The sequence below is a fragment of the Acinetobacter sp. NBRC 100985 genome (assembly GCF_000241225.1).
Classification (GTDB): Bacteria; Pseudomonadota; Gammaproteobacteria; order Pseudomonadales; family Moraxellaceae; genus Acinetobacter; species Acinetobacter venetianus.
In genome coordinates this window covers 60,339-83,864 of record NZ_BAEB01000038.1, presented here as the reverse complement: position 1 = coordinate 83,864, position 23,526 = coordinate 60,339, and the positions used below count along the sequence as shown (strand labels likewise).

Annotated in this window: 16 protein-coding genes and 1 pseudogene; 4 read left to right on the top strand and 13 right to left on the bottom strand. The window is 39.9% G+C overall.

The window, feature by feature from the left end:
* Nucleotides 1-4: 4 nt before the first annotated feature.
* Nucleotides 5-1,996: an acetyl/propionyl/methylcrotonyl-CoA carboxylase subunit alpha gene (locus ACT4_RS14070; protein ID WP_007483208.1), complete on the top strand. Its 1,992-nt coding sequence runs from the start codon at nt 5-7 to the stop codon at nt 1,994-1,996.
* Nucleotides 1,993-2,895 (top strand): hydroxymethylglutaryl-CoA lyase, encoded by a 903-nt coding sequence (locus ACT4_RS14065; protein WP_007483206.1) that lies wholly within the window; start codon nt 1,993-1,995, stop codon nt 2,893-2,895. The genes ACT4_RS14070 and ACT4_RS14065 overlap by 4 nt, the downstream gene beginning before the upstream one ends.
* Nucleotides 2,896-2,990: 95 nt before the next feature.
* On the opposite strand, the gene ACT4_RS14060 is transcribed toward ACT4_RS14065, so the two are convergent.
* The gene (locus ACT4_RS14060) at nt 2,991-3,929 is read right to left on the bottom strand and encodes a LysR family transcriptional regulator (RefSeq protein WP_007483204.1); all 939 of its coding nucleotides are present in this window, start codon (nt 3,927-3,929) and stop codon (nt 2,991-2,993) included.
* A 202-nt stretch (nt 3,930-4,131) separates the two neighbouring features.
* Here ACT4_RS14060 and ACT4_RS14055 point away from each other — a divergent pair, with 202 nt between their 5' ends.
* Nucleotides 4,132-7,602 carry an indolepyruvate ferredoxin oxidoreductase family protein gene (locus tag ACT4_RS14055; protein ID WP_007483202.1) on the top strand — a complete coding sequence of 1,157 codons (3,471 nt, stop codon included), beginning with the start codon at nt 4,132-4,134 and terminating at the stop codon, nt 7,600-7,602.
* Between the two features lie 323 nt (nt 7,603-7,925).
* On the opposite strand, the pseudogene ACT4_RS14050 reads toward ACT4_RS14055, so the two are convergent.
* The 11 genes and pseudogenes from ACT4_RS14050 to ACT4_RS14000 all read right to left on the bottom strand — a co-directional run.
* Nucleotides 7,926-8,117: pseudogene (locus ACT4_RS14050) on the bottom strand (hypothetical protein); the annotation flags it as partial.
* 162 nt (nt 8,118-8,279) lie between these two features.
* On the bottom strand, nt 8,280-9,074 hold the full coding sequence (locus tag ACT4_RS14045; protein WP_007483197.1) for an SDR family NAD(P)-dependent oxidoreductase: 795 nt from the start codon (nt 9,072-9,074) through the stop codon (nt 8,280-8,282).
* A 230-nt stretch (nt 9,075-9,304) separates the two neighbouring features.
* Entirely contained in the window at nt 9,305-11,506 is a 2,202-nt protein-coding gene (locus ACT4_RS14040; RefSeq protein WP_007483195.1) for an OsmC domain/YcaO domain-containing protein, read from the bottom strand.
* 281 nt (nt 11,507-11,787) lie between these two features.
* Nucleotides 11,788-12,345, bottom strand: coding sequence for a lipocalin family protein (locus tag ACT4_RS14035; protein WP_007483193.1), 558 nt, complete (start codon nt 12,343-12,345; stop codon nt 11,788-11,790).
* Nucleotides 12,346-12,524: 179 nt separating this feature from the next.
* Nucleotides 12,525-14,006 (bottom strand): amino acid permease, encoded by a 1,482-nt coding sequence (locus ACT4_RS14030; protein WP_007483191.1) that lies wholly within the window; start codon nt 14,004-14,006, stop codon nt 12,525-12,527.
* 171 nt (nt 14,007-14,177) lie between these two features.
* Entirely contained in the window at nt 14,178-15,152 is a 975-nt protein-coding gene (gene astE, locus ACT4_RS14025; RefSeq protein WP_007483189.1) for a succinylglutamate desuccinylase, read from the bottom strand.
* 33 nt (nt 15,153-15,185) lie between these two features.
* The gene (astB, locus tag ACT4_RS14020; RefSeq protein WP_007483187.1) at nt 15,186-16,526 is read right to left on the bottom strand and encodes an N-succinylarginine dihydrolase; all 1,341 of its coding nucleotides are present in this window, start codon (nt 16,524-16,526) and stop codon (nt 15,186-15,188) included.
* Between the two features lie 18 nt (nt 16,527-16,544).
* Nucleotides 16,545-18,014: a succinylglutamate-semialdehyde dehydrogenase gene (astD, locus tag ACT4_RS14015; protein ID WP_007483184.1), complete on the bottom strand. Its 1,470-nt coding sequence runs from the start codon at nt 18,012-18,014 to the stop codon at nt 16,545-16,547.
* Nucleotides 18,014-19,057 (bottom strand): arginine N-succinyltransferase, encoded by a 1,044-nt coding sequence (astA, locus tag ACT4_RS14010; RefSeq protein WP_007483181.1) that lies wholly within the window; start codon nt 19,055-19,057, stop codon nt 18,014-18,016. Before astA ends, astD begins: the two co-directional genes overlap by 1 nt.
* 21 nt (nt 19,058-19,078) lie before the next feature.
* Nucleotides 19,079-20,284, bottom strand: a complete 1,206-nt coding sequence (locus ACT4_RS14005; protein ID WP_004879612.1) for an aspartate aminotransferase family protein — start codon at nt 20,282-20,284, stop codon at nt 19,079-19,081.
* 74 nt (nt 20,285-20,358) lie between these two features.
* Entirely contained in the window at nt 20,359-21,633 is a 1,275-nt protein-coding gene (locus tag ACT4_RS14000; protein ID WP_122975452.1) for a Glu/Leu/Phe/Val dehydrogenase, read from the bottom strand.
* Between the two features lie 221 nt (nt 21,634-21,854).
* Here ACT4_RS14000 and ACT4_RS13995 point away from each other — a divergent pair, with 221 nt between their 5' ends.
* Nucleotides 21,855-22,277 (top strand): Lrp/AsnC family transcriptional regulator, encoded by a 423-nt coding sequence (locus ACT4_RS13995; RefSeq protein ID WP_004879617.1) that lies wholly within the window; start codon nt 21,855-21,857, stop codon nt 22,275-22,277.
* An 82-nt stretch (nt 22,278-22,359) separates the two neighbouring features.
* Here ACT4_RS13995 and ACT4_RS13990 read toward each other — a convergent pair whose 3' ends face one another.
* The gene (locus ACT4_RS13990; protein WP_007483175.1) at nt 22,360-23,526 is read right to left on the bottom strand and encodes a GNAT family N-acetyltransferase; all 1,167 of its coding nucleotides are present in this window, start codon (nt 23,524-23,526) and stop codon (nt 22,360-22,362) included.

The window sequence follows — 23,526 nt, the reverse complement described above, 5'->3', positions numbered from 1 at the left end:
CAACATGTTTGAGAAAATTTTGATTGCGAACCGTGGCGAAATTGCTTGCCGCGTAATTCGCACAGCGAAAAAATTAGGTATTGCGACGGTTGCTGTTTATTCAGATGCAGATGCAAATGCACAGCACGTAAAACTTGCCGATGAAGCGATTTATATTGGACAGTCTCCTGCAACTCAGAGCTATCTTCAGGTTGATCGTATTATTCAGGCGGCGGTAGATACTGGAAGTCAGGCAATCCACCCTGGTTATGGTTTTCTTTCTGAGAATGACCAGTTTGCACTTGCTTGTCAGCAACACAATATTTGCTTCATTGGTCCACCGGTAGATGCCATCTTAGCCATGGGTTTGAAAGCGACTTCCAAAGCATTGATGGAAAAAGCTGGTGTGCCGTTAACACCGGGTTACCACGGAACTAATCAAGATGCTGAATTTTTAAAACAGCAAGCAGATCGTATTGGTTATCCCGTGTTAATTAAAGCGAGTGCTGGCGGTGGTGGTAAAGGTATGAGTCTCGTTGAACGTAGCGAAGACTTTTTACATGCCCTTGCCTCTTGTAAACGCGAAGCGAAATCGAGCTTTGGCAATGATGATGTTTTGATTGAACGTTATGTGATTCAACCACGTCATATTGAAGTACAAGTGTTTGGTGATACACATGGGAATTATGTTCATTTATTTGAGCGTGATTGTTCGGTACAACGTCGCCATCAAAAAGTGCTAGAAGAAGCACCAGCACCACAAATGCCAAGTGAAAAACTAGATGCTATGCGACAGGCTGCAATTGATGCCGCTCGTGCCGTAGATTATGTGGGTGCAGGGACAGTTGAGTTTATTGTAGAACAAGACGGTACTGCTTATTTCATGGAAATGAATACGCGTCTACAAGTCGAACATCCTGTGACCGAAATGATTACAGGTGAAGACTTGGTAGAATGGCAGTTACGCGTTGCTTATGGTGAACCGTTGCCAAAGTTGCAGGATGAATTACAGATACATGGACATGCCTTAGAAGCACGAATTTATGCCGAAGAACCAGAAAAAGGTTTTTTACCTGCAATTGGCAAAATTGACTATCTGCGCTACCCACCTCAAAACCAATATGTGCGTGTAGATAGCGGAATCGTCGAGGGCGATGAAATCACTACATTCTACGACCCAATGATTGCAAAATTGATTGTATGGGGCAAAAACCGTGAAGCTGCTTTAATTCAAATGCAACACGCGCTTAGCCAATTTCATGTTGATGGCTTAGGTAACAATATTGCGTTCCTTGAAAAGATTGTTCGTTGTGACTCTTTTAAACAAGCCAAATTAGATACAAATTTGATTCAGCGTGAAGAACAATTTTTGTTTAGCCCTGCGAATATAAAACCTGAGTTTATTGTTGCGACTGCATTTATTGAGTTTTTAAGCCAAATGCAACATAACAAATCAGCTCAAAAACAACTCTGGCTGGCACAGCCATTATGGCGGAGTAATGTTGCCTACCAGCACAGCATTAAATTAAATTATTTAGATAACAGCATTCAGATTAAATTTTCAGCTGCTGAGCAAGGATTTAACGCAGAATTTAATGGTCAGCATTATCAGATCACAGGTGAGTTGCTTGATGCGAATACAGCCAGGATTCTGATTAACGGTAATCAACATAAATTAGCTTTTAATCAAAGTCAGCAAGGCATCACTCTATTCCACTCTGGTCAGAGTTATAAATTTGATTATATCCGCCAAAATTTCAATCAAACTGATGGACAAAATGAGCAAGGACATCTTAAAGCTCCGATGCCGGGTGTCGTGACTCAACTACTAGTCGGTGCGAACCATACGGTGAAAAAAGATGATGTGCTGTTGACGCTTGAAGCGATGAAAATGGAATACACCATTCGCGCACCGAAGGACGGCATTATTTTAGATGCTTATTTTCAGGTCGGTGATCAAGTTAAAGCGGGCGACGAACTCGTAGAATTTCAACCTGATCAGGAAGAAGTTGCATGAATGAGTTTGTCAAAATTGTAGAGGTTGGCCCTCGTGATGGGCTTCAAAATGAGAAACAGACGCTCACATTAGAGCAGCGTTTAAATTTCATTACTGACTTAATAGATGCTGGCTTAAAGTCGATTGAGGTTGGTTCATGCGTTTCAGCCAAATGGGTTCCTCAAATGGCTCAAAGTGATGAATTATTTAAACAGCTACCACAACGAGCTGATCTTAATTTGAGTTTGCTCACACCAAATATTAAAGGTTTTGAAACAGCACTTGCTGTTGGCTGCAAAGAAGTTGCTGTATTTACGGCTGCTTCTGAAAGCTTTGTTCGTAAAAATATTAATTGCTCTATTGATGAAAGCTTAGAAAAGTTTTCCGAAATCATGCAAGCAGCCAAACAACACAATATCCGTGTAAGAGGCTATGTCTCTTGTATCGTTGATTGCCCCTATGAAGGCGCAATTGAGCCACAGCAAGTCGTGAACGTGGTTAAGCAGCTTTATGAGATGGGATGCTACGAAATTTCGTTGGGTGAAACCATTGGGACAGCGACGCCAGATCGAGTTCAAAAGGTGTGGCAAGCATGTTTAGCTGAACTTGATAGCAAAGTTTTGGCTGGGCATTTTCATAATACTTATGGCATGGCAATTGCCAATATTTATCAGTCTTTACAACAAGGTATTCGTGTTTTTGATTCATCATTAGCAGGTCTTGGCGGCTGTCCTTACGCAAAAGGTGCTTCTGGCAATATCGCGACAGAAGATCTCTTTTATTTGCTTTCACATATGGGTTTTGAAACAGGAATTGATTTAGAGAAATTGATGACAGCGAGTCAAAATATCAGTCAGATATTGGGTCGAAAAAGTCTATCTAATTATACAAATTCTTATCTACAGTCACGTTGCGCTTAATAAAGCGAATATGACTTGATACATCTGGTTGATTATCGACTTACCAGATGTATTCCCTTTTTATTTTTCCTTAAAGTATTGAGATCAAGTTTTGATTATAAAAAATACTCTGTATCACTCTGAATTTTTGGAGAGATATGCTGCTCTACCCACGTTAACCATGCCCGTGTTTTGGCATCAATAAAATGTCGGGATGGTAATAAGGTATAAACACCAATATTTGGTGATCTCCAGTCAGATAATATACGGTGCAATCGTCTAGTACGAACAGCCTCTATGACTGCAAAAGTCGGCAGTAATGCAATGCCCATATCTTGTTGTACCATGTCGAGTAAAAGCTCAGGTGAATCTGCAATTAATGGCCCTGTAATATCAATTTGATAAGAGCAACTTTTTTCACTGACCAGATGCCATTGCGGTGTAATTGACGGATTCACTAGTCTGAGACACGCATGTTCTTGTAGATCATCCAATGATTTTGGTTCTCCATATTTTTCTAAATATGCGGGAGAAGCACAAAGTACTGAAAAGATCGTCCCAATTTGGCGAGCAACAAATCTAGAATCAGCCAACGATTCCGCAAGGTATAAACTGACGTCAATGCCTTTACCTAAAAGGTCTGGAACATTTTGCGAAGTTCGATATTCAACCGTAAGTTCAGGATAGGTTTGACAAAACTCTGCCATCATTGGTGACACATAATGATGGCCAAAACTCGCCATACTCAAAACACGTAACTTTCCTTGAGGTTTAGTTGCCCTACCCATGGCTTGAGTTTCAGCTTCGTCGACCATTGCAAGCACTTGACGACATTGCTCCGCATAAGTTGCACCAATATCGGTCAATGCGTGTTGTCTCGTTGTTCGTTGTAGTAGTTTTGTTCCTAAACGCCCTTCTAACTCGCTAATCAGTCGAGATACTTGCGCTGTAGTTAGTTCCATCTGCTCTGCGGCGGCTGTAAAGCTTCCACTATCAATGACTTTCAGAAAAGCATGCATTGCATGAAGTAATCCACCATCAAGATTTTTGCGCATAACGTAAATATCTTTTGTTTAATTACGCATTGTTGCACCAGTCTGGATCAATCACAATGACATTAATGTACATACATTGAACAGTTCTACGGTTCCAAAAGAACTGATCAATCTTTTTCTAAGTATGTCATTTACTCCAAATATTCAACTGGAAGTTGAAAAAAGAAAGTAGCTCGAACTACAAAATTCTAAGGAGACATAAATGAATATAGCTACAAAATTTACTCCAAATAAGATTCCAACAAAGGATGTGTCACTTGAAGATAAATATCTAAGTGATGACGGTACTGCTTACATGACAGGTATTCAGGCATTGGTGCGTTTACCACTTGCGCAAACACGTCGGGATACTTTAAACGGTTATCATACTGCTGGTTTTATTTCTGGTTATCGTGGTTCTCCTGTTGGGAATTATGATAATTTTCTCTGGCAAGTTGAAGGCATACTCAAAGACCATCATGTTGTTTTTCAACCAGGTGTAAATGAAGATCTAGCTGCTACTGCAATTTGGGGTACCCAACAAGCCAATCTCGCAGGTCAAGGTAAATATGATGGTGTGGCCTCTTGGTGGTATGGCAAAGGCCCTGGTGTAGATCGTTCTGGAGATGTTTTACGTCATGCCAATCTTGCAGGCACGGCTGAACGTGGCGGTGTAGTCGCCTTTTTTGGTGATGATCATTCTTGTAAATCTTCGAGTATTCCACATCAGTCAGAACATGTGATGATAGGCTGCGGTATTCCAATCTTTTACCCAACCTCAATTCAACAAATTCTTGATTTAGGTGCTCACGCAGTCGCAATGTCACGCTTTGCTGGTGTATGGACTTCAATGAAGTTGGTCAGTGAAATTGTTGAAACCTCTGCTTCTGTGCATGTTGATTTAGATCGCGTCACACCTGCTTTGCCTAAAAATGTTCAAATGCCTGAAGATGGTGTCAATATTCGATGGCCTGATCACGGCATTCAACAAGAAGAGCGTCTATATAAATATCGCTTACCCGCTGTATTGGCCTATGCCCGTGAAAATGAACTGAATCAGGTAACATGGCATTGTCCTAATGCGCGTATTGGCATTGCCGCAAGTGGTAAAGGTTATTTGGATACCATTGAAGCATTACGTATTTTAGGTATCGAAGGTGAAACGGCTCAGCAGCTTGGACTGCGAGTCTATCAAGTTGCTTTAATTTGGCCTTTAGAGCCTCACGGTCTGCGCGAATTTGCCGAAGGTTTAGAAGAATTAATTGTTGTAGAAGAAAAACGCCCGATTCTTGAATCGCAAATTAAAGATGAACTCTACGCACTTCCAGATGACAAGCGCCCTCGCGTCATTGGTAAAGCATGCGATGGTAAAGGTGAATGGAGTACTTCTATTGATGAAGCCCCTTTAATTGGTCACTATGAATTCCAACCTGAACCTATTGCAAAAATGCTGGCGGCTCGCTTCTTAAAATTAGACATTCCAGAAGCTTTAAAAACGCAAATTCAAAATAGAGTTGAGCTACTACAAAAAGCCGAGCAAGAGTCACAACGTGTGCTTGATATTGCAGAGCGTAAACCTTTTTTTTGTAGTGGTTGTCCGCACAATTCATCAACGGCATTACCCGAAGGGAGTCGTGCATTAGGTGGAATTGGTTGTCATTTTATTGCTGTGTCGCTTGATCGCGGTACTGAAACTTTCTCACAAATGGGTGGCGAAGGTGTGAGTTGGGCTGGTGCTTCTCATTTCACCAATGAAAAGCATATTTTTGCCAATCTAGGTGATGGAACTTATTTTCATTCAGGCTATCTTGCAATACGCCAAGCTATCGCTGCAAAACTCAATATTACCTACAAAATTCTTTATAATGATGCCGTTGCAATGACGGGTGGTCAACATGTTGATGGTCATCTCAGCGTGGCACAGTTAACTCGACAACTTGATGCTGAAGGCATTAAAAAACAAGTCATTGTCACCGATGAACCTGAGTTGATTCATGCAGAAGAAGGTATCGCCCCTCACGTAGAGATTTACCACAGAAATGAACTGGATGATGTACAACGCAAATTACGTGAGATTTCAGGTGTGACGGCTTTAATTTATGTTCAAACTTGTGCAAGTGAAAAGCGCCGTCGTCGTAAACGTAATGCTTATCCTGATGTAGCAGAACGTGTTTTTATCAATAGTGAGATTTGTGAAGGTTGTGGTGACTGCTCTAAGCAATCGAACTGTTTATCTATCGAGCCTGTAGAAACAGCATTAGGTACTAAACGGCAAATTAATCAAAGTAGTTGTAACAAAGACTTTTCTTGTGTTGAAGGTTTCTGTCCAAGTTTCGTGACTGTGCATACTCGTGACATGAAACGACCAGAAATATTTCAAGGAATTGAAGCTGGCTGGCCAGAAAAGCCAATCATTCCTGGACTTGATCAACAACCTATTCGGATTATGGTCGGTGGTGTTGGTGGTACAGGTGTCGTAACCGCAGGTGCTCTGCTTGGTATGGCAGCTCACTTGGAAGGTAAAGCTGCGCGTATTATGGATATGGCAGGACTTGCTCAGAAAGGTGGTACGGTTTATTCATATGTACAACTCGCTACAGACGATGATCAAATCTCGGCAACTAAAATTCCTGCTGGTCAATGTGATGTTTTAATCGGTGCAGATGCAATTGTAGCAGGAAGTAATGCAGCACTTTCTCGGTTAAAAATGGATGCTATGGTCATCGTCAATGAAGATGGTTCCCCTACTTCTGACTTTCTAGAGTCTCGTGATTGGTATGCGCCAATTTCTGATTTGATTGATCGACTTCGTGGCCGAACTACGCAAGGAAAATTGGTCTCTTTACGTGCAACAAGTATTGCTACACAAGTATTAGGCGATGCGATTTTTGCCAATCAAATTCTACTTGGCATGGCTTGGCAATCAGGTCAAATTCCTTTGAAACGTGAAAGTATTGAAAAAGCAATTCATTTAAATGGTACAGCCGCTGAGAAAAATCTTGAAGCGTTCCGTATTGGTTGCCACCTAATTAGTGAACCTGATTTGGCAAAACGCATTATTGCAACGATTCCTGCAACTGCTAAACCAACGACTTTAGCTGAACTGATTGAAGATCGTTCTACGCGCTTGGTTGAATATTGGAATCAAGATTATGCAACGCAGTATCGAACACTTGTGGAACATGCAGCCAAAGTATTGCCAGAAGAATTAACAGGAATAATTGCGACGCAACTCTATAGAGTGATGGCTTATAAAGATGAATACGAGGTAGCGCGTTTACTTACAGGAAAAAGTTTTAAACAATCAATTGATTCGCAGTTTGGTAAAGGTTTACGTTTGACTTATCACCTTGCACCACCTGCTTTGGGAGCTCATGACACGGTAAGAAAACGTGCATTTGGATATTGGATGCGTATTCCAATGATGATTCTTGCCCGCCTACAATTGCTCAGAGAAACGTTCCTTGATCCATTTGCTTTACAGCTAGAACGTCAAAGGGAACATGCTTGGCGTGATCGTTATATCGCATTTGTAAAAGCGATTAGTTCAGCCCCTGAAAATTATGATTTATCCATAGCTGAACAAATTGCTAAATTACCTGCCGATGTACGTGGATTTGGTCATGTCAAAATGCAATCGATGGAAACAGCAATACAACGTTGGGATGAACTTTCATTAAGTCTCCGTAAATAGCATTAATGAAGGCAATTGAAACGCCAATCTCAACTTTGAATGGGTTTAAAACTACAGAATCCCCCTAAATCCCTCTTTGATAAAGGGGGACTCATCCTAAAATTTTAAGAGTCATTGAATTGGTGATATTCCTCCCTTTTTAAAGGGAGGTTGGGATAGATTTTAAAATATATCTATTTGATTTATATTTAATTGTTCTTGATAACGTTGTGATTGGCGTAATTGGAATAAATAAGTAGCTGATACATGATCAAACCCAGTTTGCGTTGATCAAGTTCAACTACTTTATATTTATCTATTAGTGATCTGACTAGATATGCCAATTACTTACTATTCAATGCTTCAATAACGGCTTCAGCAGTGATGCGTGCCGAAAATGGATTTTGTCCCGTAATCAAATTACCGTCTCGAACAACATTTGGTGCAAATGGAATTAATTTTTTCTCATAATGTGCACCGTGCTCTTTTGATATTTGCTCAGCATTGTAAGGTACTTTTTTAGCTACACCTGCCAATTTAAATCATTTGACCTTGAGGACGCACATCTAGCACATGAATTTCTGACTCACGGTGAACATGTCGGCAAGTTGGTTCTGATTGTGAAAAAATAAAATAGCAAAGGATTTCTACTTTAGACTTAGGAATCCTTTTTTAAAATATGGAAGACACTTTGTATGTTATAGCTTCTTCTCTAAACGCCGATCCATTAACTTAAATAAAGGACGAGTTAGATTCATGACGGTATTGGGTGCGGCGTTTAATAAGGCATTGGCAATTGCCCCACTTGTACTGGTCACTCGATAGGGTTTTTCTTGTACAGCTTTGACTAACCAACCAGCCGCTGTCTCTGTATCCAACATACGCATATGTTTATAAATCTTCGTTTTAGAAGACATCGGGGTTCTCACCATCGGAAAATACACGATACTCACATTAATCCCTTGATCTCCTAATTCCATTTTTAATGATCGCGAAAATGATTCAAGTGCAGATTTACTGGCTAAGTATGCCGAAAATAATGGAATTGGGACTTGTGTAGACATAGTTGATACATTGACGACATGCCCATGACCATTGGCTAAAAAATGTGGCAAGAGTGCTAAGGTCAAACGTACTGCTGCAAAATAATTTATTTGCATGGTGCGTTCATAATCATGCAGTCTGTCTAATGCTTCCATGATCGGTCGGCGAATTGACCGAGCTGCATTATTAATTAGAACATCAACGGTTTTATGTTCACTCAGGATTATTTCTATACACTGTTGAGCATCATCATCTTTAGTAATATCAACAGGATAAATCCAAGCTTGACCACCCTGTTGCTGAATAGTGTTTTGTACACGCTCTAACTCATCACTACGACGCGCAACGATGCAAACTTTAGCGCCTAAGGATGCAAGCTGAATAGCTGCTTGTTCTCCTATTCCACTCGATCCCCCTGTCAGTATGATTGTTTTTCCATTTAAGTTCATATCACCTTCCTATGATCAGTAGAAATATTGATCTATGATGTTTATCATCAAATGCTTTATTTTATAGATGTATTTTTGTTTGATTTTGACCCAATAGCATGCATTTTATCGCCGCTTAGATCAAATAAATGTATACAGGTTGTGCTGTTAAAATTTTAAAAAGTATTCCATTTTCTTAGAGGCATAAAAAAAGTGCACGATAGACATGCACTTTTTTATAAAATTATTTATTAAGCTACAGCAACTGCTTTAGCTCTTGCAGCATGTAGTTTCTTATAGCTTTCGATTAAGCGTAAGTGGCGATCCAATCCTTCAAGTTTCATACTGGTAGGTGTTAAACCATAGAATCTAACATTACCTTCAACTGAACCCACAACCGCATCCATACGTTCTTGACCGAACATACGACGGAAATTCAGATCGTAGTCTTCCAGTTCCATTTCATCATCTAAGACAACTTCAAGCACCACATTCATGCATTGATAGAACAAACCACGTTCTACAGTGTTAGTGTTGTACTGTAAGAATTGCTCAATAAGGTCTTTTGCTTCTTCAAATTGTTGCAAAGCTAGATAAATGAGAAGTTTAAGTTCTAGGAGAGTAAGCTGTCCCCACACGGTATTGTCATCAAACTCGATTCCAATCAGCGTGGTGATTTCCGTATAGTCGTCTAGTTCACATTCTTCTAAGCGTTCAACAAGTGCTTCTAATTGAGAGTTGTCTAGTCGGTGAATATTAAGAATATCTTCGCGGAAAGCCAAGGCTTTGTTGGTATTATCCCAAATTAAATCTTCAACCAAATAAATTTCAGAATAATCGGGTACTAAGATACGGCAAGCTGTTGCACCTAAATGCTCATAGACTGCCATATAAACTTCTTTGCCCATTTCTTCTAAGATGCCAAATAGTTCAGCAGCTTCATCTGCATTTGAGTTTTCACCCTCATTGGTGAAATCCCACTCGACAAAATCATAGTCAGATTTTGCACTGAAGAAACGCCAAGACACCAAGCCGCTCGAATCGATAAAGTGTTCCACAAAATTATTTGGTTCAGTCACTGCTTCACTTTGGAAGGTTGGCTGTGGTAAGTCATTGAGACCTTCAAAACTACGACCTTGTAATAACTCTGTCAGACTACGCTCTAAAGCAACTTCAAAACTTGGATGCGCACCAAATGAGGCAAATACCCCACCAGTACGTGGGTTCATTAAGGTCACACACATCACTGGGAATTGACCACCTAAAGATGCATCTTTCACGAGGACTGGAAAACCTTGTTCCTCTAAACCTTTGATGCCTGCAACAATACTTGGGTATTGTGCTAAAACATCTTCAGGTACATCAGGTAATGCAATCTCACCTTCAATAATTTCACGCTTAACAGCACGCTCAAAAATTTCAGATAAACATTGCACTTGAGCTTCAGCTAGAGTATTACCTGCACTCATCCCATTACTGAGATATAAGTTTTCGATCAAATTCGATGGAAAATAAACTACTTCTTGATCTGATTGACGAACAAAAGGTAGCGAACAAATACCGCGCTCGGTATTGCCTGAGTTCGTGTCGTAGAGATGTGTACCTAGTAATTCATCTTCAGGATCATAGATTTCTAAGCAATATTCATCCAAGATTTCTTTCGGTAACTCACCATTTGGACCCGGCTTAAACCATTTTTCATCTGGATAATGCACAAAGTCAGCATTTGCAATTTCCTCACCCCAAAATTGATCGTTGTAAAAGAAATTACAATTCAAACGCTCGATAAATTCACCGAGCGCTGATGCGAGTGCGCTTTCTTTGGTTGAGCCTTTACCATTGGTAAAACACATAGGTGATTGAGCGTCACGAATATGCAGCGACCATACGTTAGGTACGATATTGCGCCATGATGCGATTTCAATTTTCATGCCTAAGCCAGCCAAAATACCTGACATATTAGCAATCGTTTCTTCAAGTGGCAGATCTTTACCTTGAATAAAGGTACTATTTTCAGATGTCAGGCTTGGCATTAATAATGCCTGAGCATCAGCATCAATACTTTCTACTTCTTCAATAACAAATTCAGGGCCAGTTTGAATCACTTTCTTTACGGTACAACGATCAATCGAACGTAAAATCCCTTGACGATCTTTTTCAGAAATATCAGCTGGAAGTTCAACCTGAATTTTAAAAATTTGCTTATAGCGATTTTCAGGATCAACAATATTGTTTTGAGATAAGCGAATATTATCCGTTGGAATATCACGCGCGGCACAATAGACTTTGACAAAGTAAGCAGCACAAAGAGCTGATGAAGCCAAGAAATAATCAAATGGACCGGGTGCTGAGCCATCCCCTTTATAGCGAATAGGTTGATCGGCGATCACTGTAAAATCGTCGAATTTGGCTTCTTGTCGAAGGTTGTCGAGGTAATTAACCTTGATTTCCATGCTGGCACCTAAATGGGTCTGATGTGAAGATTACACAAGAGATTGAAAAATATTGATAAAAAGTCGAATTATGGATATGAAATTGACTTAAATGAACGATGTTGGTCGTGCAATGAACTCACTGTACAACTGAAACTCGAATGGATGGCAGTATTATAGTGTGATTTTGTTGAATTGATAACTTTTGTCTGTTCTTCCAGCTTATTTATGAACAATTCATAATATAAAAATGATTAGCATTAAAAATGTCAGATGCAAATTTTCGCATCTGACAATAATCATTATTGGCTCGTATGTGGCGTTTTAATCAATTCAGATAAGTCATAGCCTTGTTGTTTTGCAGTTTCGAGATAGGATTGATAAGTTGCTTCGTCAATTGTCGGCGTTCTTGAAAGTAGCCACAAATATTTATTTGATGGCCCACCAACCAACGCAACTTTATAGTTTGGATCAACTCTGAGTACCCAATAGTCCCCTTTAGTAAAGGGAATCCAGCGTAGTGCTTTTGGCATAAAACTTACTTTTAATTTACTCATACCTGCATTGTCTGGATAAGCAACTCCAACAGACTGATCCATTTGATCTGATTTATTACGGCAACTATTGATAACTTGGATTGTATTATTCGCATTCAATGAATATTTTGCAGTGGTATCACTCACGCATTGACGCTGAAAATACATAGGTAAATGTGCAATTTCATACCATTTCCCTGCATATTGTTTAATATCAATTTTATCGACTGCAGTGGGCTTAGCTGTATCAGCGAAAGTAGCCATACTTAACGCCGCGAGAGAAATTGATAATACTGCGCTACTGCATAACACTTTAATGTTCATTTAATCCTCAATCTTATTAATACAATACTTTTCAACTATAAAAAGTCTACCGTGAATAAAATGTGAGAATGTAAATGTATACGTTTTAAAGCATATTTTTACTTATAGAGATAATATTAAAAGAATTAAAAACAAAAAAAGTTGAAGATTAACTTCAACTTTTCGTGTCAGTTTAAAATTTAAACTTCTTTGTTTTTGTAAAAAATAGCGTAACTTACATAACATGCGATCATAAATAAGATACAGCAGACAAAACCAACTTGCATCGAAGGATCAGTCACCATACTAATACAGGTGATCATACAGAATACGCCACCTAAGATGGGTGTTAGTGGGAATAATGGTGCAGCAAATTTAAGATCTTTGACTGTTTTACCTGATTTAATCCACTGTCTGCGGAAGTTAAACTGAGATACGCAGATCGAAATCCAAACAACAACCATCGTGAATGCAGCAACACCTAACAAGTTTTTGAAAATTGTTTCTGGAGCAAAATGTTCAGACAGTAAACCCGGAATCGCACCAAACATTGTGACAATAATTGCAACAATAGGTGTGCCTGAACGAGTCAGTTTTGAGAATACTTTTGGTAATTGTTTTTTTGCAGACAAAGACCACATCATGCGTGATGCTGCAAATAAACCTGAGTTTGCTGCTGACAATAACGCCGTAATGATAACAAAACGAATAATGTCTTCGGCATAAGGAATACCGATATAGTTAAATACGGTTACGAATGGACTGTTACTTACAGAGTTTGCATTTAAGCCTGCCATTTCATACGGCAGTAATGCACAAATCACCACAATTGTACCCACGAAGAAAATCAACAAACGCCAAATCGCTGCATTGATTGCTTTAGGAACAGTTTTCGCTGGATTCTCTGCTTCACCAGCTGCAACACCAATTAATTCTGTACCTGAAAATGCAAAGTTTACAATTAACATCGTTGCGAAAATTGGGAAGATGCCATTTGGGAACCAACCATGTTCAGTCAATTTACTGAATAAAGGTGCAGATTCATGTCCGTGATATGGGATAAAGCCAAAAATTGCAGCTAAACCAAGTGCAATAAAGCAAATAATGGTCAGTACTTTAACCAAAGAAAGCCAAAACTCAGACTCCGCAAAGAACCGTGTTGAACTGACATTGAGTGTAAAGACCAAACCAGCAAATACTAATGTCCATGTCCACATGGAAATTGAAGGAAACCATTCCTGCATCAACAGTGCAGCAGCTGTAAATTCTGTACCAAGAGTCGCCGTCCAAGTTAGCCAATATAGCCATGTAATCATATAGCCAGTTCCTGGGCCAATATAAGTACGCGCATATTCACCAAAAGAACCCGAAACTGGCATTTGTACTGCCAACTCCCCCAAGCACAACATCACCATGTAGGCAATTACACCACCAAGTAGATACGATAAAATTGCACCTACAGGGCCAGCTTGAGAAATAACATCTCCTGAACCGAGAAATAAACCTGTTCCGATCGCGCCACCAAGTGAAATCATAACCAAATGACGTTTGGTCATGGCACGTTTCAATGGCTTACCAACTTCTATTTCTGAGGTAGAAATAGTATTTGAGCTACCTTGGGATACATATTGCTCACTCAAGCATTCACCTGAGAGAAATGTCTTGTCATTATTGTTGCTCATTCACGATCACTCCAACGATATTTTTATGACAACCTGTCCTTGCTGTTTCACTTTCATAAAAAATTAATATCTATACATAGATACTTTTTTTGCATTTTATTTTTTACTGAATATCCATATTCAAACTCCATCTATCCTTGAAAGATTCAACCGATCATTTTGGTTGTGCTCTTATTCAATTTCTTTTAAAACTAATCCAGCCCTTAACCCGATTTTGACCTTTGGGTTTGGAAACAAAATCCAAACCTGAGTATCTTGAGCCGCATAATCACCTATTGATTGTGTAGCAATCACCTCACCTTTCTGAAAAGTTGAAAAGTTAGGTGCATCTGCGCTTAATTTGAGTTGAAAATCTTCACTTTGTTTTAAGATTGAATCTGCAACCTTAAATTGACGAATTTTGGGTTTTTTCCGTTGAGGCAAAGCTTGCTCAGAAATGACAGCACGTAAAACTTGATCAATATCTGCAAATTCTGAGAGATCATTTTGACCAAAAGCTTTTGCTTTGCCCAATTCCAAGGTGCTGCTTTCAGCGTGCAACATTTCACTGCTAAAATGGGTAAATGTTTTCCCTACTGCATTGTGATAGACCAATCCATCTAAATTTGCAGCTTTCAGACTTTCAATTAAGAAGTCATCATAAGCGCGAGTTTGGTGAGGAAATAATGCAAATACAGGTAATAAAGAGGCTCGAATCGCGGTATGTAAATCATAGTGATAACGTTGCGCATCTTTATCACTTTGCTCAAAAAATTGTGCTGTGACTTGTTCTAGTTGTGCTGCACGTTGCGTTTCTTGATCTGCTACTAAAGTTTTATACGCTCCGCAGAACATACGATTCATATCATTTTCAAGATAACGAATACCTTGCCGAATGGCTTGAGGATTGCCTAAGACGAAAAGGATACGTGTAGATAAAGCTAAGCGTTCTGCAAAGAGATCTTTAATAATATTTGCTAGTAATTCAATCGGGGCAGTTTCATTGCCATGAATACCAGCAGAAAGTACGATGGTTTTTCTATAATGTGCTTTTGGCGTACATTGCAATAGCCCTTCACCTAGCCATTGCCATGTAAAGCCAGCCATTTCACCATGATTATGCTTAGGCGCTTGTTGTTCTAACGTCAACGTTAATAGATCAACCATGTACTTTCATCCTTAAAAGCAGTTGTTTGGTACTTATCTTTGGAAGTGATAAACCGAACCTAAAGCTAAAATTTTGGTGAGTTCATCAAGTGCGGTACGGCTCTCAATGAGTAAGTTTGGATCAGCTAAATCATCTTGAGAAAGCTCATCACGATAATGTTGATCCACCCACTGATTTAAGGTTTTGAATAAATCATCATTCATAAATAAGTTTGGATTGACCGCAGCAAGTTCAGCATCATTGACAGCAACCCGTAAGCGTAAACAAGCAGGCCCACCACCATTTCGCATACTTTCACGCAGATCAAAAACCTTGATGTCATCAATTGGTGTCCCCATTTGAATCATATCGTTCAAATAGCTCCACACAGCTTGGTTTTGACGAGATTCTTCAGGCACAACGATGCTCATACCACCATCAGTACGCGTCAAAATTTGGCTATTGAATAAGTATGTTGAGACAGCATCTTCAACACTTACTCTGTTTTCTGGCACTTCGATTGAAATAAATTCTTGCTCAATGCCAGCCATTTTTTGACGAATTTCATTTAATGCATCAGCTTGATTTAAGAAAGCTTGCTGATGATGAAATAAAACTTGTTGGTTGCTGACTGCAATCACATCGTTATGAAAAACGCCCTTATCAATCACATCAGGATTTTGCTGAATAAATGCTGTACGTTTTGCGTCTAAACGATGTAAACGTGCAACAGCCTCACTCGCTTCACGTGTTTGACGTGCAGGGAATTTCTGAGGCGCAACCTTGCCGCCAAGCTGTTGCTGACCGTAAACAAAAACTTGTATACCCGCTTGATCGTATGCACCACCTAAACGGTTATGGTTTGCTGCACCTTCATCACCAAACAGTGCCGCTTCAGGCAATGCTTCATGATGCGCGAAATATACATCATTATTGAACATCGCTTGAAGGATACGGGTTGTCGTATGATGCTCAATTGATCGATGGAACTTATTATTTAAGTTTGCGGCGGTAAAATGTACACGTCCATCCGCACTATCAGCTGATGGCGAAACCGTACACGAGTTTGCTGTCCACATAGATGATGCAGAACTGAGCGATGATAACAATGCTGGTGCGGTGCGCATCGCTTGAGCGATCACATCAATATCACTGCCTGTAAAACCTAAACGACGTAATGTTGGTACATGAGGTCGTTCTTGCGGAGCAAATACCCCTTGTTTGAGTCCAAGATCAGCAAGTGCTTTCATTTTCATGAGGCCTTGTTTTGCTGCTAATCGTGGATTCGACGTGTTATTACGGTTTTTCGTTGAAGCAACATTACCAAAAGATAAGCCTGCATAATGATGCGTAGGGCCAACTAAACCATCAAAATTAATTTCATAACCTGACATTTTTTCTCTCCAACCGATTTACAGCACGATGCCTGGTGATAGTTTTGCAGGTAAGCTCACGCTATCACTTTCAAGTGAAGCCATTGGCCACGCACTATAATCAGCGGCATAAAATGCACTGGCACGATGATTACCCGACGCACCAACACCACCAAATGGTGCTGCACTTGATGCACCCGTGAGTGGCTTATTCCAGTTCACAATGCCTGCACGAGCTTCAATCAGGACACGATCAAACAGATCTCGATCAGGTGAAACTAAACCAACTGCTAAACCAAAACGTGTGTTATTGGCAATGTCGAGTGCCTCATCAAAATCGTGGTAACGATAAATTGTGGTTAAAGGTCCAAAATATTCTTCGTCAGGAATATCCGTCATTTGGCTAACTTCTAAAATCCCTGCGGTCAGCAAAGAACTCTCCGCTTGAGGACGTGTCATTTCGAGTAAAGGTTTCGCGCCTAATTCAATCAATTTGCGTTGAGCAATTAGCATTTGTTCTGCTGCATGAGATGAAATCACCCCCCCCATAAATGGTTGCGGATCTGCATTCCATTTACCAATCACAAGGTTTTTAGCAACTTCTACAAAACGTTGAATGAAGGCATCACCATTGGCACCATGTTTTACGATAATGCGGCGTGCACAGGTACAACGCTGTCCTGCTGAGACAAATGCAGATTGGATTGCAATATTTACCACTGCATCAATATCAGTTGCTTCATCGATAATGAGTGCGTTATTTCCACCCATTTCTAAAGCAAGAATCTTCTCTGGTGCACCTGCCATTTGCTTATGTAAGTGATAACCCGTATTAGCACTGCCTGTGAAAAGTAAACCATCAATTTGCTCTGCTGTTGCCAGTGCTTCTCCAGTGCTACGGCCACCTTGAACGATGTTGAGTACGCCATTTGGCAGACCTGCTTGTTGCCATAATTTTGCCGTTTCTTCTGCAGTCCAAGGCGTTAATTCACTTGGTTTGAATACAATGGTATTACCAGCAATTAGTGCGGGTACGATATGACCATTGGGCAGATGACCTGGAAAATTATAAGGGCCAAATACAGCAAGCACACCATGAGGACGATGACGTAAAGAAGCAACTCCATCAGGCATTTCTGTTTTACTGAAGCCTGTCCGCTGATGATAAGCTCGAATTGAAATTGCGATTTTGCCAATCATCGCTTGAACTTCCGTTAAAGTTTCCCAGAACGGCTTTGAGGTTTCTTGGCTAATGACTTCTGCTAATTGACTTTTATTTTGCTCAAGTAATGCCGCAAAACGCTCAATAATAGCGACACGATCTTCTAAATCTAAACGTGCCCATGCTGGAAATGCTTGGCGTGCAACTAAGCAAGCATGATCTACATCAGTTTTGCTCGCTTCATGACCTGACCAAATCGTTTGATTGGTCACAGGATTTGTTTTGGTAAACGCAGTACCTTGTCCTTGTACCCACGCACCATTGATTAATAATGCACCTTGTGACATTAGTGATTCTCCATTTTTTCTAATGCTAAAACTCGGACTTCATCGCCCTCAGCAACGTTGAGTGCTTGAGCTTGTTCTGCTGTCATCAACAAATTATCGTTATCTTGCAACTTGTTATTGATGAGCAGGACGCAATAATCTTGGTATTCATCATTTGCAACTAAGTATTGAACTTCTGCGCGTTCAATCTGTTCTGCAATGTTGACTTTCAACAGTCGACTTTCTTTCACTGCACGAAGATCGGCTGTGTTCGCTTCTAAGGTTGGACCTGCATCAAAAATATCGACATAGCCTTGATACTTCAGACCTTCTGACATCAGCACTTTCGCCGCAGGTTTTGTCTGAGGATGAACCTCTGCAATCACGGCCCTTGCTTCGTTGGGTAGCAAATCGACGTACAATGGAAATCTCGGCATTAATTCAGCAATAAATGCTTTTTGCCCTACGCCACTCAAGTAATCCGCAGCAGCAAAATCCATATTAAAAAAATGATTGCCTAGCGCATCCCAGAATGGCGAAAAGCCATTTGCGTCTGAGAATCCACGCATTTCTGCGATTAGTCTTTCTTCAAAATATCGACGAAAAGCGGCGATAAATAAAAAACGTACTTTAGACAGAAATTTTCCGTTTTGATTCACACGATATTCAGGATCGAGGAACAAGGTACATAGTTCGCTACAACCTGTATGATCATTACTTAGATATAACGTGTCTAAAGTTTTATAAACGTCCAATGCTTTTGACGCATGTACTTGTTTTGCAATTCGAAAATTATAGAAAGGCTCTCTTAAGCCAACTGCAACTTCGATTGCACTGACTCCAATAATTTTTTGAACCGCGGTATCTTCAAGTACAAATAAATAACTTGCATCTTCTTTCTCAGCTAGCCCAGCCAATGTATTGGTTGTACGTGTAATACGTTCGGCTAAAATTTCTTTGTTTTGTGGAAGAGAGGTCAAGCCGATGCCTGACTCTCCTGCTCTTTGCGCTAAACGATAAATATCATCTAAGTCCCGATGCGCGGCATGTCTAACAATCATCATGGTTAGATGCTCACAACAGATTTAGAAACGTGCTAATGCACGAGCAAAACGCGTTAAACCTTCATCAATATCCTTTTGTGGAATGATAAGTGAAGGCGTAAAACGAACAACATCACCACCAGCAACAAGTGCTAACAGCCCTTCCTCACCTGCTAATGTCACGATATTTTTTGCTTTGCCTGCATGTTCATCTTTCAGTACGCAACCAATCAATAAACCTTGCCCACGGATTTCTTTAAATAAACCGTATTCAGCATTTAATTTATTTAATGCATCAACGAAATATTGGTGACGCTGCTTTACGCCATCCAAAACTTCAGGAGTATTAATAAATTCAAATACCGCACCCGCGACTGCACAAGCCAATGGATTACCACCATAGGTCGTGCCATGATCACCAACAACATACATGTTTGCGTATTTATCAGTAGTAATCATTGCACCGATAGGAAAACCACCACCTAGTGCTTTTGCTGTGGTTAAAATATCAGGGGTTACACCTGTATTCATGTAGGCATAAAGTGAGCCTGTACGACCAACACCCGTTTGTACTTCATCAAAAATCAGTACAGCACCTTTTTCATCACACAGCGCACGTAGACCTTTTAAGAATTCGATATCAGCAGGTAGAACACCGCCTTCACCTTGGATTGGCTCTACGATAACCGCGCAAGTTTCATCTGTAATGACAGCTTTTGCAGCTTCTAAATCATTGAATGCTGTATGCTCAATGCCACCTGGTAATGGTGCAAAATCTTGTGAATATTTAGGTTGTCCGCCAGCAGTTACTGTAAATAAGGTACGACCGTGGAATGCATTTTTAAATGCAACAATATGATTCTTGTGAGGATTGCCGCTGAGTAAGCCAACTTTACGCGCAAGTTTTAATGCTGCTTCGTTTGCTTCTGCACCTGAGTTACAGAAAAAGACTTTATCCGCGAACGTGTTTTCAACTAATTGTTTTGCAAGGCGTAACACTGGTTCATTGGTATAACCATTACCAATATGCCAAAGTTTTTGCGCTTGTTCTGTTAATGCATTTACTGCAACAGGATGTGCATGACCTAAAGCGTTAACTGCAATTCCACCTGCAAAATCGATATATTCTTTATCGTCTTGATCCCAAATACGAGAACCTTCGCCACGAACTAAAATGAAATTTGCTGGAGCAAAAACTGGAACCATCCAATCATTAAAGTTGCTACGTGTAATTGCTACATCACTCATTTTATTTACTCACTTCCTGTTTTGATATTCAGGCTTGCTGAATGTTCAACAAGCCATATTTTGAAATTTGAAAATTAACCTGGGAAAATACCGCGTTCTTTACGTGCTTTTAAAATACGCTCACAAGCCAAGATGTAGGCTGCTGTACGCAAGCTGCATTCTTTCTGTGCTGCGGTATTCCAAACATCCGCAATCGCTTGGATCATCAACTTATCGAGACGTTCATTGATTTCGTCTTCGCTCCAGAAGTAACTCGCCATATCTTGAACCCATTCAAAATAACTTACGGTTACACCACCAGCGTTACAGATCACGTCAGGTACAACTGTAATGTCACGGCTTACGAAAACATCATCAGCTTCTGGATAAGTTGGACCATTTGCACCTTCAAGTACGATTTTCGCTTTTAGGTTTTTCGCACGCTCAACTGTAATCTGACCTTCCAATGCTGCTGGGATGAGGATATCCATGTCGATCGTCCAGAACTCTTCGTCTGAAATAACCGTTGCATTTTCAAAGCCCATTACACCGCCGTGTTCAGCAACATATTTTTGTAATGCTTTAACGTTAAGACCTTCAGCATTAAAGATTGTGCCTGTATGGTCTTGCACAGCTACGATCTTTGCGCCAGCATGGTTAAATAGGTATGCAGCTTCATTACCAACGTTACCGAAACCTTGAACAGCAACTTTACTGCCTTCAACTGGTAATTTGATGCGTTCTGCAACTTGCATACCTGTAACAAATACACCGCGACCCGTCGCACGAACACGACCAAGTGAACCACCGAGATGAACAGGTTTACCAGTTACAACACCAGTTACGGTATGGCCTTTGATGCTTGAGTAAGTGTCCATCATCCAGCCCATGATGTTTGGATTTGTACCAACATCAGGTGCAGGAATATCAATTTGTGGACCGATGATTGAACTGATTTCACTGGTGAAACGACGTGTCAAACGTTCTAATTCACGTGGCGAAAGTTCTTTAGGATTTACGCGAATACCGCCTTTAGCACCGCCAAAAGGTAGATTCAAAACTGCAGTTTTAATCGTCATCCAAGCTGACAAAGCCATCACTTCGTTGAGTTCAACATCTTGGTGATAGCGAATACCGCCTTTACCTGGACCACGTGATAGGTTGTGTTGAACACGGTATCCTTCAAAGTGGCGAATTGTTCCGTCGTCCATAACGATTGGTACATCGACGATTAATGTACGCTTTGGACTTTTTAAAGTATTAACAAAATTGCCTAGATCAGCATCTAAATATGGTGTCACTCGATCAATTTGAGTGAGATATGTTTGCCAAGCACCATTATTTTGAGCCGCATATGATAAAGACATCATCTATTCCTTAATTAATCAATTGTCCCTGTTTCTTATAGATTCCCTTTTCAGGGCTGCTATCTACCCCGCCATCCATAGGTACATTTCGCATCATTTACTTGAATTAAAATGTTTGGGGCTTTGTATGGACACTATTATTAAGAATCAAAATGATTCACAAAATTCTTTATTATGATTAAAATGAATTAATTTTTATCAATTTGCTAATAGTAAGTATCAAAATGAACAATGTTGATCATATAATATTAGGATTACTCAAAGACAATGCACGGATGTCAATAACAGACTTGGCAGCAAAAGCTAAAGTGTCTCGAGCGACTGTCCAAAAGCGAATTGAGTACATGGAATCTACAGGGACTATCACGGGCTACACGGTTCGTTTTCGTCCAAACGCTGAGAAAAATATTATCCGCGCATGGATGAATATCATGGTTGAAGGCACAAAAGCTCAGGCCGTAATCCGCCAGCTCCGTCTTGAAACAGCGGTTGAGCGACTTCATACAACGAATGGTAAATGGGATATTTTGGTCGAGTTACAGTCTGATAGTTTAGAAAATTTCGACAAGGCTCTTGAACGTATCCGCAATATTTCAGGGATTTATAATAGTGAAACCAGCATTTTACTTTCGACGTATAAAACTTAAAAAATTCATGTGATTTAATTGTTATGATTAAATTCCTCAGAGTTTTTGAGTTTGCTTTGAGGAATTTTATTTAACGTTCAAACTAAATTCGCCCAACTTCAAAGTATGGAATTAAATTTTGATCAAAATTAGGGCGAGGATCTCCTTCAAAACTAATAAATCCGTGCATTCCTGTTAAACGTTCACCTTTATAAAATTGGTTCAGTTGATGACGTGGATCTTTATGCGATAACGTGAAGCTAATTACTCCTACACCTAAAGCCTTAGATTTTTGATGTGCATCTTTCAGCATTTGATGATGTAAATGAAGTTTGTTGGGGTTACATAGCAAAGTATGTAAAACATGATATTTCAGAGAATCTCCTAGTTTTGGTAATGGCATCATCTTGGTCATTCGCGTAGATAAGTTATAAATCGGTCTAAAAAAACCGATCAGTGAGCTGTAGTGCAAAATCTTGGTTTGCTTGACTGAGTGCTGATCCCACAAACCAAACATTCCAACTAATTTATCGTTTTGAAAATAGAGTTGAAAATCTGACAATTTGATTCCTGAAAAATAGGTATGATCTTCTGCTAACTCATTGAAATTGTATGCTGGAATAAAATTATAGTAAGCTGACATTTCTGCAATAAAATTATTCATTTGCTGAATATGTTCGACTTGCGCAGTGCATGAGTGAAGTTGATTTGAAGCTTGTTCTCGGTTGTTCTTATTTAAAAATGAACTGACATTCTTTGTGTTGCCTAAATCGGTCAATGTCAGCGTTTCAATTAATCCTTCATCATAATAATCTGGCATACCTGTTTTTGAGGTTTGCATGGCAGCGCGTGCTGCATGATTATCATCGAAAATAATCATTTGGCTGTAATTAGGTTCAAACATTGTTTGTCTAACGTGCTCCCCTAAATTTTTTACGAGTGATTTACCGCGATAGTTAGGATCAACACGTAAATCACTGGCATAACGAAGGTTACTTATTTTTTGATTTACAAAACAAGGGCGATAACCATTGCTATAACAAGCCACTTTTTCCGATGTGGTGGTATCTTCGATCACAACATGCAATTTATTGCGGTACAAAATGTCAGATGCTTTAAAGTAACTGGGTTCACGCTGGAAACTAATTTGCACGCCTTTGGTGGTCATTGGAACTGCGATTAATGCACGCAATGCTGCATCATCAGCATGTGTGGCTTCTCTAGTAACAAGGTTACTCTCAATCTTTTCCACTGAATTATTATTGTTCAT

Excerpts from the sequence above, each read along its gene's own strand:
- ACT4_RS14000 (WP_122975452.1), bottom strand. The coding sequence starts at position 21,633 with ATGATGTCTTTATCATATGCGGCTCAAAATAATGGTGCTTGGCAAACA.
- astE (WP_007483189.1), bottom strand. The coding sequence starts at position 15,152 with ATGGTTGATCTATTAACGTTGACGTTAGAACAACAAGCGCCTAAGCAT.
- ACT4_RS14070 (WP_007483208.1), top strand. The coding sequence starts at position 5 with ATGTTTGAGAAAATTTTGATTGCGAACCGTGGCGAAATTGCTTGCCGC.
- astB (WP_007483187.1), bottom strand. The coding sequence starts at position 16,526 with ATGTCAGGTTATGAAATTAATTTTGATGGTTTAGTTGGCCCTACGCAT.
- ACT4_RS13990 (WP_007483175.1), bottom strand. The coding sequence starts at position 23,526 with ATGAACAATAATAATTCAGTGGAAAAGATTGAGAGTAACCTTGTTACT.
- ACT4_RS13995 (WP_004879617.1), top strand. The coding sequence starts at position 21,855 with ATGAACAATGTTGATCATATAATATTAGGATTACTCAAAGACAATGCA.
- astD (WP_007483184.1), bottom strand. The coding sequence starts at position 18,014 with ATGTCACAAGGTGCATTATTAATCAATGGTGCGTGGGTACAAGGACAA.
- ACT4_RS14045 (WP_007483197.1), bottom strand. The coding sequence starts at position 9,074 with ATGAACTTAAATGGAAAAACAATCATACTGACAGGGGGATCGAGTGGA.
- ACT4_RS14040 (WP_007483195.1), bottom strand. The coding sequence starts at position 11,506 with ATGGAAATCAAGGTTAATTACCTCGACAACCTTCGACAAGAAGCCAAA.
- ACT4_RS14060 (WP_007483204.1), bottom strand. The coding sequence starts at position 3,929 with ATGCGCAAAAATCTTGATGGTGGATTACTTCATGCAATGCATGCTTTT.
- ACT4_RS14065 (WP_007483206.1), top strand. The coding sequence starts at position 1,993 with ATGAATGAGTTTGTCAAAATTGTAGAGGTTGGCCCTCGTGATGGGCTT.
- ACT4_RS14035 (WP_007483193.1), bottom strand. The coding sequence starts at position 12,345 with ATGAACATTAAAGTGTTATGCAGTAGCGCAGTATTATCAATTTCTCTC.
- astA (WP_007483181.1), bottom strand. The coding sequence starts at position 19,057 with ATGATGATTGTTAGACATGCCGCGCATCGGGACTTAGATGATATTTAT.
- ACT4_RS14055 (WP_007483202.1), top strand. The coding sequence starts at position 4,132 with ATGAATATAGCTACAAAATTTACTCCAAATAAGATTCCAACAAAGGAT.
- ACT4_RS14030 (WP_007483191.1), bottom strand. The coding sequence starts at position 14,006 with ATGAGCAACAATAATGACAAGACATTTCTCTCAGGTGAATGCTTGAGT.
- ACT4_RS14005 (WP_004879612.1), bottom strand. The coding sequence starts at position 20,284 with ATGAGTGATGTAGCAATTACACGTAGCAACTTTAATGATTGGATGGTT.